We start from the raw sequence: 6,187 nt of genomic DNA on the forward strand, positions 1-6,187 counted from the left end.
GGTTGCCGTCGGGGGCAAAGGTGAACGGCCCGTGGATCACGGATTTGACGCCTGCGCGTTCCAGCACCGGGAACCGATTGTAGGCAAAGGCGATCGAGTCCTCGATCTTGTCGAAATCATCTGCCAGCAATTCGTGCCCGAAATCCCACGGTGTGCCATCCACAGCCCATGGGCGGCAGGTTTGCTCGTAAAATCCGATGCACAGGCCGCGACCCTCTTGGCGCAAGTAGCTTTCGCCCGCGGGATCCATCACATGGGGATGCTCTGCATCGCGCTCATAAATTTCGGGGATTTCGTCGGTGACGAGGTATTGATGCTCCATCGGGTGCAGGGGCAGGGCGAGGCCCGCCATCGCGCCGACTTCGCGCGCCCACAGTCCTGCGGCGTTCACCACGTGCTCAGCGTGGATCGTGCCCTTGTCCGTCACGACGTCCCATGTGCCATCGGGGCGCGGATTGGTTTCCAGCACTTTGGTATGCGTCTGGATCGTAGCCCCGCCCATCCGTGCGGCCTTGGCGTAGGCGTGTGTCGTGCCCGAGGGGTCAAGGTGCCCATCCAGCGGATCGTAAAGCCCGCCCAAGATACCTTCGATGTTAGTGACAGGGGCTACGCGGGCAATTTCCTCGGGGCTGAGGATTTCGGTCTCTAGACCCATAAAACGGTGCTTGGCGCGTTCGGCTTTCAGCATATCAAACCGCTCAGGCGTGTCGGCCAGCGTGACGCCACCGACGTGATGCAGCCCGCAGGACATGCCGGTCAGCTCTTCCAATTCGCGGTACAGGCGGATCGTATAGCCCTGCAACGCGGCCATGTTGGTGTCGCCGTTCAGCGTATGAAACCCACCCGCTGCGTGCCATGTCGATCCACTCGTCAGCTCAGAGCGTTCCAACAGCATCACATCGGACTACCCAAGTTTGGTCAAATGATACAGGACCGAGACCCCGACGACACCGCCGCCGATCACACATACTCGGGTTGTTTGTTCCATGTTCTGCTCCAGCCAGTTTTGGGCAACTTGTCGTGGGCCGTTGGGATCGTCCTGCCCGTCCGCGACATATACCGGACAGCCTGCGTCTTGCCTCGGTTCCGCGTGGCTGATACGTCCCAAGTGATTTTGTCAGAATAAGACACCGGAGACCGCCGTGCCCGACACATCGCCCCGCTTAGAAGTGCGCAACCTTGTGCGCCGTTTTGAGGGCACATGTGTTGTCGATGACATCTCGTTGAGCGTGGCACCGGGCCAAGTGACCTGTCTATTGGGACCGTCGGGTTGCGGGAAATCCACCACACTTCGGATTATCGCGGGCGTCGATTGCCAAGACGCAGGCGAGGTCCTGATCGATGGTCATATCGTGGCGGCACCCGGTCGTTTTGTCCCGCCGGAAGCGCGGGGCATCGGTCTGATGTTCCAAGATTTTGCTCTGTTCCCGCACATGAGTGTTGCTGACAACATCGGTTTCGGTCTCAAGGCCACAGGCGCGGAGCGGACGGCGCGCGTGGACAAACTGCTTGAACGCGTGAACCTGTCGGGCTTTGGCAATAAGGCCCCCCATATGTTGTCCGGCGGAGAACAACAGCGCGTGGCCTTGGCCCGCGCACTTGCGCCACGCCCGCGCATCATGTTGATGGATGAGCCGTTTTCCGGGTTGGATAACCGCCTGCGGGACGGGATCCGTGATGCGACGCTGGAACTGCTTAAGGAAGAAGGCAGTGCGGTGTTGCTGGTCACGCATGAACCAGATGAGGCGATGCGCATGGCAGATGAGATTGCGTTGCTGCGCCACGGAAAAATCGTGCAGCGCGCCGCGCCGTATAATATTTATAACCAACCTGCGGATCGTCGTGCGGCTGAATTTTTTAGCGATGTCAATGTACTAGAGGGTCAAGTTCAGGCAGGTCTTGCCCATACACCCTTTGGTGAGTTTCTGGTGCCCGGCGTAGGCGATGGCACCAATGTTGATATCGTATTCCGGCCACAGCACGTCTCACTCGACTTTGATCGTAACGGCCGTGGCCCTGCGCCTACACCGCAACACGGCACGCCTGCGCGCGGGATCGTGCACAGGGCGCGGTTCATGGGGCGCGAAAGCCTTGTTGAATTCACGGTGGCGGGTGGCGCGATGGTCAAGGCGACGGTGCCCGCCGTGTTCCTGCCAAAACCCGGCACCGCGCTGTGGCTTAGCATCCGGCGTGACAGGTGTTTTGTGTTTCCGAGGGGGCAGGTGGCCCCGCAGGACCTGCCGGACCGCGCCGCGAGCTAGGCGGGCTCGGCGCGCAAGTAAGAGCGCATGCCATAGACAAGCGGCTTGCCCTCATCGCGCAGGCGCACGGCGACGACCGATCCAATCACCACATAGTGCGTGCCCACCAGTTGCGCGCTGCTGAGCGTGCAATCGAACGACGCAAGTGCGCCGTCCAAGGCTGGGGCACCGGTTTTTAGCGGCACGTGGGATACTGCGTTGAACTTATCGCCGCCAGGTGCGGGGAGGCGGCTGGCAAACACGTTGGCCACGTCCTGCTGGCTGGCTTCAAGCAAGTTGATCACAAACGCCTTGTTTTCCATCATCGGGGCTGCGGCGCTGCTGGTCGTGTTGACACAAACCAACATCGTGGGCGCGTCGCCATCGGCGGAAATACTGGTCATCGCAGAGACCGTCACACCGGCCCGGCCTGCGGGGCCATCAGTTGTGACCACAGTGACGGTTGCCGCGGCACGCGACATCCCGTTGACGAAATCGGCCCGCAAGGCGGTGTCTGGCATCATGCTCTCCTACGTTGAGGCACTAGATAAGACGGGTACGCGTGGCGTCGACCCTAAATTGTGCGACTCTGCTTGGCAGTCTGCTGCGGGTATGGTTTTGATGGCGGCAAGTCGCAAGAAGGGAACGCAGATGTCACTCGCGAAAGCACGCAGCAATGTTGATCGAGCCTTTGCTCCCGGTGATCCAAGGGGACTTGCCTTTGAGAATGCCTTTGGTGGGGCAACATCGTTCTTGCGACGGCAATACACCAAAGACCTGACCGGGTTCGATTTGGCTGTCACGGGTATTCCGTTCGATCAAGCGGTGACGCACCGGCCCGGCACCCGATTTGGCCCCCGCGCGATCCGAGAAGCATCGAGCCTTCAAACCTTTGATCCGCCTTATTACTGGGATTTCGATCCGTTGTCGGAATTTGCCATCGCGGACTACGGAGATCTGGCGTTTGACTATGCGAAAGTAGCCGATTTCCCAGAAGCATTGCGCGCCCATGCCCGCAGTATCCTAGAACAAGACGCAGGGATGATTTCGTTGGGCGGGGATCACTACGTGAGTTTCCCAATCCTGCAAGCCCACGCGGAGAAATACGGCCCCCTCGCGTTGGTCCAATTCGATGCGCATTCCGACACTTGGCCCGACGATGACATGACCCGCGTGGACCATGGCACCATGTTCTACAAGGCAGTGAAGTCGGGGATTGTTGATCCCAAACGCTCGGTTCAGATTGGTATTCGCACCGTGAACCCCGACACACTGGGTGTGACGACAATTGATGCCCGCGCGGTGCACGAAGCCGCACCGGGCGCGGTTGCGGCTCAGGTCAAAGAGATCGTGGGTGATGGCCCGGCCTATTTGACGTTTGATATCGACTGCCTTGATCCTGCCTTTGCGCCCGGCACAGGCACGCCCGTTTGGGGCGGCCTCAGTTCAGGCCAAGCGGCCGCGATTCTGCGGGATTTGGCCGGGATCAATATTGTGGGCGGCGATGTGGTCGAGGTGTCGCCCCCCTATGACACCACGGGGGCCACAGCGATCGCAGGGGCCCATGTCGCGATGGAGCTGATTTGTCTGTGGTGCTGGACCCGCCGCCAAACTGGCTAGGACGGGAATGTTGCAGTCGCGGCAATGCGCCACTGGATTTTTTGGCGCGCGGTATATAGTTCAATGCTCAACTAAGCCTTCTGATGCAGCAAGCGAAGCGCGTGATCCGCGCCCAAGGAGCCGACCCGATGCGTGACCTGAAAATCCCTGAACAGCGGCATCCCGAGAAACAACGCCGTGCAGATGCGCCACAGCCCAAGAAACCTGATTGGATTCGGGTCAAGGCTCCGGTCGGCAAAGGCTATCAAGACACCTACAAGATCATGCGCGAGCACAAACTGACCACCGTGTGCGAAGAGGCAGGGTGCCCCAACGCGGGGGAATGTTGGTCCCAAGGGCACGCGACCATGATGATCATGGGCGAGGTGTGCACCCGCGCTTGTACGTTCTGCAACATTGCTACGGGAAAACCGCCCGAAGACCTTGATGTGTTTGAGCCGGGCCGGGTGGCAGATGCAGTCAAGAAACTGGGCCTAAACCACGTCGTGATTACGTCGGTGGATAGGGACGATATTGAGGATGGCGGCGCGGAACACTTTGCGCAAACCATTCGCGCGATCCGTCGCCAATCGCCCAATACGACCATCGAAATTCTGACGCCAGATTTTATCAAGTGTGATCCTGCGGTGCTTGAAATCGTCGTGGCTGCTAAGCCGGATGTGTTTAACCACAACCTTGAAACCGTCCCGGGCCTATACCCCGAGGTGCGCCCCGGCGCGCGTTACTTCCATTCGTTGCGGTTGTTGCAGCGGGTCAAGGAACTGGACCCGACGATGTTCACCAAGTCGGGCATTATGGTCGGCTTGGGCGAGGATCGCCAATCTGTGCTGCAAGTCATGGATGACATGCGTGCCGCGGACATCGATTTTCTGACGGTTGGTCAGTACCTTCAACCGACGCCAAAGCACCACCGGGTGGATCGCTTTGTGACGCCGGATGAATTCAAATCCTACGAAACAGCCGCCTATGGCAAAGGGTTCTTGATGGTTTCGGCCACGCCTTTGACACGCTCTAGCTATCATGCGGGCGATGATTTCGCCAAATTGCGGGCGGCCCGTTTGGCGAAACTCGGTTGATATTCAGGGGTCGCAGCGGGCGGCCCCTAAACCTTTACACAAATCGCCAAAGGCTTGCCGCATTCGCGCCTAAGTTGCCGCCCACAGTTCCCTCATCACCAGCTGAGAGGGAGAAACACATGGCACACCCAAAAGATGGCGGCTTGATCAAAACCTATGCCGCGCTCAACTGGATCATCCTGCGGCTCTACGCGCTCGCGTTCTTGGGGTTGGCGTATATCGCGGTGCAATGGTTGGACGTTGCAAATCCGCTGCTGGCGACGTTGTCGTTTGGTTTTGACCCGCTGCGCGCGATTGTGGTGCTGGCCTTTGTGGGCACGTTCCTGCTGTTGCCCCCGCTTACGCCCGGTTTCCTACGCACCCCGCGCAGCATCATTGCTGGGGCGCTAAAGTCCGTAATCATCGTGGGGTTTACCTACTACCTGTCGCTGACCGTGCCGTTAGTGCTGCGATCGGGATTGGTGCCCAACGGTGCCGAATTGGCAAGCCTTGTGCCACTCATGCTCAAATCCATTGCAGGAACGGCGATAACGGGTTCCATCCTTGTGGCCTGTTCACAGCAGCTGATGCGCGCACGGATCAAGGCACGTGGGATCGCCGCCAATGCCGCCGCGCCCCAAGAGCTGCGCAACTTGCGTCATCTACGGATGAATCAGCCGTGATCTGGATCGGGGCCTGTAAACCGAACCTTGCCAATAAAGGGTAGGTTGCGATTGCGCTGTGCGTAGTCGATGCCGTAGCCGACCACGAACTCATCCGGGATTTCAAAGCCTGTCCAACTGGCCTTTACGTCCACTTCACGACGGGCAGGTTTGTCGAGCAGTGCGATTGTCCGCAGCCGGGCAGGGCCGCGTGTTTCTAACAGCTTGAGAACATGATGCAGCGTAAAGCCGGTGTCGACGATATCCTCAACCACCAACACGTCGCGGCCCGCGATTTCACCGCGCAAATCCTTGAGTATCCGCACCTCGCGGGAGCTTTCCATACCGTCCCCGTAGGAGGAGGCCTCTAGAAAGTCGACCTCGACCGGTAGGTCCAGCTCGCGCACCAAATCGGCGATGAACACGAATGAGCCGCGCAGCAAGCCCACCACCACCAGCTTGTCCGTTTCTGCAAAAACGGTTTCGATATCTCGGGCTAATTCTTCGATCCGCGCGGCAATTGCCTTGGCGCTGATCATTTGGTCGATGACATAGGGTTGCGCCATTATGCCCCTCTTGGTGCGGTTTTCCTTGAATCTTCCGCGCAAAG

The 6,187-nt window shown here is 59.2% G+C and carries 7 protein-coding genes and 1 pseudogene; 5 read left to right on the top strand and 3 right to left on the bottom strand.

Going from position 1 to position 6,187, the window contains the following annotated elements; genetic code table 11:
• Nucleotides 1-988, bottom strand: a pseudogene (locus AC4GMC_RS16790) (NAD(P)/FAD-dependent oxidoreductase); the annotation flags it as partial.
• On the opposite strand from AC4GMC_RS16790, the gene AC4GMC_RS16795 reads away from it, so the two are divergent.
• Together AC4GMC_RS16795 and AC4GMC_RS16800 are read left to right on the top strand one after the other, a co-directional pair.
• Nucleotides 923-1,126: a hypothetical protein gene (locus tag AC4GMC_RS16795; protein ID WP_487876198.1), complete on the top strand. Its 204-nt coding sequence runs from the start codon at nt 923-925 to the stop codon at nt 1,124-1,126. The pseudogene AC4GMC_RS16790 and the gene AC4GMC_RS16795 sit on opposite strands and share 66 nt — an antisense overlap.
• 16 nt (nt 1,127-1,142) lie before the next feature.
• The gene (locus tag AC4GMC_RS16800; RefSeq protein WP_487876179.1) at nt 1,143-2,261 is read left to right on the top strand and encodes an ABC transporter ATP-binding protein; all 1,119 of its coding nucleotides are present in this window, start codon (nt 1,143-1,145) and stop codon (nt 2,259-2,261) included.
• Here AC4GMC_RS16800 and AC4GMC_RS16805 read toward each other — a convergent pair.
• Nucleotides 2,258-2,761 carry a flavin reductase family protein gene (locus AC4GMC_RS16805; RefSeq protein WP_487879290.1) on the bottom strand — a complete coding sequence of 168 codons (504 nt, stop codon included), beginning with the start codon at nt 2,759-2,761 and terminating at the stop codon, nt 2,258-2,260. The two genes, AC4GMC_RS16800 and AC4GMC_RS16805, sit on opposite strands and share 4 nt — an antisense overlap.
• 130 nt (nt 2,762-2,891) lie before the next feature.
• Here AC4GMC_RS16805 and speB point away from each other — a divergent pair, with 130 nt between their 5' ends.
• The 3 genes from speB to AC4GMC_RS16820 all read left to right on the top strand — a co-directional run bounded on the left by speB (nt 2,892) and on the right by AC4GMC_RS16820 (nt 5,598).
• Nucleotides 2,892-3,860, top strand: a complete 969-nt coding sequence (gene speB / locus AC4GMC_RS16810) for an agmatinase (protein WP_487876177.1) — start codon at nt 2,892-2,894, stop codon at nt 3,858-3,860.
• A 128-nt stretch (nt 3,861-3,988) separates the two neighbouring features.
• Nucleotides 3,989-4,936 (top strand): lipoyl synthase, encoded by a 948-nt coding sequence (lipA, locus tag AC4GMC_RS16815; protein WP_487876176.1) that lies wholly within the window; start codon nt 3,989-3,991, stop codon nt 4,934-4,936.
• A 119-nt stretch (nt 4,937-5,055) separates the two neighbouring features.
• Nucleotides 5,056-5,598: a hypothetical protein gene (locus AC4GMC_RS16820; RefSeq protein ID WP_487876175.1), complete on the top strand. Its 543-nt coding sequence runs from the start codon at nt 5,056-5,058 to the stop codon at nt 5,596-5,598.
• On the opposite strand, the gene hpt is transcribed toward AC4GMC_RS16820, so the two are convergent.
• Complete coding sequence (gene hpt, locus AC4GMC_RS16825; RefSeq protein WP_487876174.1) at nt 5,589-6,143, bottom strand: hypoxanthine phosphoribosyltransferase; 555 nt, start codon at nt 6,141-6,143, stop codon at nt 5,589-5,591. The two genes, AC4GMC_RS16820 and hpt, sit on opposite strands and share 10 nt — an antisense overlap.
• Nucleotides 6,144-6,187 lie beyond the last annotated feature (44 nt).

Source organism: Thalassobacter sp. (genome assembly GCF_982993085.1).

Excerpts from the sequence above, each read along its gene's own strand:
- AC4GMC_RS16795 (WP_487876198.1), top strand. The coding sequence starts at position 923 with ATGATACAGGACCGAGACCCCGACGACACCGCCGCCGATCACACATAC.
- AC4GMC_RS16805 (WP_487879290.1), bottom strand. The coding sequence starts at position 2,761 with ATGCCAGACACCGCCTTGCGGGCCGATTTCGTCAACGGGATGTCGCGT.
- speB (WP_487876177.1), top strand. The coding sequence starts at position 2,892 with ATGTCACTCGCGAAAGCACGCAGCAATGTTGATCGAGCCTTTGCTCCC.
- lipA (WP_487876176.1), top strand. The coding sequence starts at position 3,989 with ATGCGTGACCTGAAAATCCCTGAACAGCGGCATCCCGAGAAACAACGC.
- AC4GMC_RS16820 (WP_487876175.1), top strand. The coding sequence starts at position 5,056 with ATGGCACACCCAAAAGATGGCGGCTTGATCAAAACCTATGCCGCGCTC.
- hpt (WP_487876174.1), bottom strand. The coding sequence starts at position 6,143 with ATGGCGCAACCCTATGTCATCGACCAAATGATCAGCGCCAAGGCAATT.